The sequence below is a fragment of the Asticcacaulis sp. genome, from assembly GCF_027484505.1.
GTDB lineage: Bacteria > Pseudomonadota > Alphaproteobacteria > Caulobacterales > Caulobacteraceae > Asticcacaulis.
The window spans coordinates 1-2,667 of sequence record NZ_JAIXSV010000342.1; the positions used below are offsets into that span (position 1 = coordinate 1).

Sequence of the window (2,667 nt, forward strand, 5' to 3'; positions counted from 1 at the left end):
CAGGGCGTATGGCACGCCGCTGCAGCAAGCTTATTCGACCTTCACCTACACCAGCAACGGAAAGCGGGAATATGTTACCGATGCCAAAGGCAATCGGTCACGTTTTGTTTATGATGGCTTCGACCGCTTATATCAGTGGAGGTTCCCTGATAAGGTCACTGCAGGTGCGGTTTCATCCGGTGACTACGAGTCCTATCTCTATGACGCGAACAGCAATCGGACCAGTAAGCGAGTCCGGGACGGGCGCGAAATCCAATATACCTATGATGCGTTGAACCGGTTGACGCTGAAGGACATTCCCGGGACGACCACGGGCGATGTCTACTATGGATACGATCTCCTGGACCAGAAATTGTATGCCCGCTTCGGATCCATAAGCGGAGAGGGCATTACCAATACCTGGGATGGTCATGGTCGTGTGATGTCCAGTACCAATAACATGAATGGCACATCGCGGACTCTAGAGTATAAATATGATGGTAATGGCAATAGGACTCGCATCACATTCCCAGATGGAAATTACTTTTCTTACGAATATGATGGTCTTGATCGAATGAATGCAATCCGAGAAAACGGATCTACTCAGATTGTCAATTTTACATACAATAACAAGGGAGAACGGACCGGTATCGGTGGTGGGATCAGTACCACCTTCAGTTATGGTGTGAATAGCCGACTCACTAGCATTGGCCACGATATGACCGGGACCGACCGCGATGTCAATTATTGCATGGGAACCGTGGTGAACTCCGCATGCATCGCCAGCTACAATGCCGCCGGGCAACTTTTAAACCGCACGGTTAGCAATAAGTTTTATCCCTGGGGTCCCCAAAGCATCGCCAACCGCGGATATGCCATCAATGGCCTGAACCAGTATACATCAATCAGCAGTGCATCCCTGGGATATGATCAGAACGGCAATCTAACGACCGATGGCGGTACAACCTATGCCTATGATATTGAGAATCGGCTATTAAGCGCATCGGGTGCGGCCAATGCCACTTTGTCCTGGGATCCTTTAGGAAGGCTCCATCAGACCACGGGTTCGACCACAACCCGCTTCCTCTATGATGGGGACAGCCTTGTGGCTGAGTACAACGCCAGTGGCAATCTTGCTCATCGCTATATCCATGGTTCGGGTCCTGACGAGCCCGTTGTCTGGTACGAGGGTTCGGACCTTTCCAACCGCCGCCACCTGCGTGGCGACCATCAGGGGAGTATCGTCGCCGTTAGCAACAGCGGTGGCACCAGTATTGGAATTAACAAGTACGACGAGTTTGGAGTTTCGGCGTCGAGCAATACCGGTCGATTTGCCTATACCGGCCAGATTCGGATTCCCGAGCTGGGCATGTACCACTATAAGGCCCGCATGTATTCGCCCGCATTGGGGCGGTTCCTGCAGACCGACCCGGTGGGTTATGAGGATCAGATGAACCTCTATGCCTATGTCGCAAATGATCCTGTGAACCAGAGAGATCCGACGGGAGCGTGCCCCGCTTGCGTGGGATTCATCGTTGGCGGTGTAATTGACCTGGGTATCCAGGTCATCACCCAAACTGTCGTTGAAGGCAAGGATCTAGGTGATGTAAGAGTAGATTGGGTGGATGTTGGAATTGGTGCGGTTGCAGGAGCTACAGGCGCAAGCGCTTTGAAGGCTGCGAATAAGATCATCAAGGCCGAGTCAGCAGCAGCTCGCGCGGAGAATGCTGCGACTCGCGCGGTAACTGCGCGCCAGAGAGCACAAAGCGGTCAAGCCGCTCGACGAGCGCAGCAAGCGCGCAGGGCCACAGATGAAGCTCGGTCCGCAAAAAAGGAAGCACTTTTAGCGACCGCGGCCGCGGTAACAGTAGCGGTTGGTAAAAAGGTTGCCCAGGAGGTAACTCCTTCACCTGAAGAGCCCCCGCCCCCTCCCCCTTCCATTCCTAACATTCTTGGGGGGCATATTGATGGACAGTAAAATGAAGAAACATGAAATCGTGATAAATGCGATAGTGTTTATCCTTCTTATGTTATGCCTTGTCTATGTTGGTTATTTTAGCGAGCTTCTGAAAGGAAAAATACATGAAGCTCATAGATTTATTATTTGTGCAGTCTTTATTTACGGCTCATATAAGTTGAGCTGCGATGTAGTGGCTTTCGTGTACAAGAGAATTTCTCAGAGAGGCGCAAAGACCAGGTAGCGGGCACGACACTAAAGCGGGTTTTTACGCACCGCTACCCTATATATAGGGGTCCGGACACGAAAGTGCGGACGGTGTCCGCTTCGATAGAACATTAAACGAACGCTGGCGAATCGGCTCAAAGGGCCTGTCCGCATAACGTAGATTTTCCGGCTCGGATCAAACTGTCCGCCTAACGCGTCAAGCGGGGGAAAAGCGGACAGAATGATTTTTGGACGGGATTACGGACAGTCGTTCTTTTTACGTTCGCGCGAGCCGGACAACGCCATAAAGACAGCTTGAGTGTTGTTTTATAATGATTTCAGTGCGATTCTCTTGGGGTGACCCAAAGGGGATTTCCATGTCCGCTGAACTTGAGCTTCTTTCTCGCATCCGGACGCGTGCCGATGCGGTGGCCGCGTTTTCGGATGATGGTCGCTGCCGCCGGATGCTGGAAGCTATGGTCTGGCCGCGGGGTCGGGTTTGCCCGGCATGTGGCTGCCATCGG

At 52.3% G+C, this 2,667-nt stretch carries 2 protein-coding genes; both read left to right on the forward strand.

Annotation, left to right across the window (positions count from 1 at the left end):
* Window positions 1-1,957: RHS repeat-associated core domain-containing protein (locus tag Q0072_RS20060; protein WP_298333495.1), on the forward strand; the 1,957-nt coding region annotated here is incomplete at its 5' end.
* 563 nt (window positions 1,958-2,520) lie between these two features.
* The coding region (locus Q0072_RS20065) for a transposase (RefSeq protein WP_298333497.1) at window positions 2,521-2,667 on the forward strand (147 nt) is incomplete at its 3' end.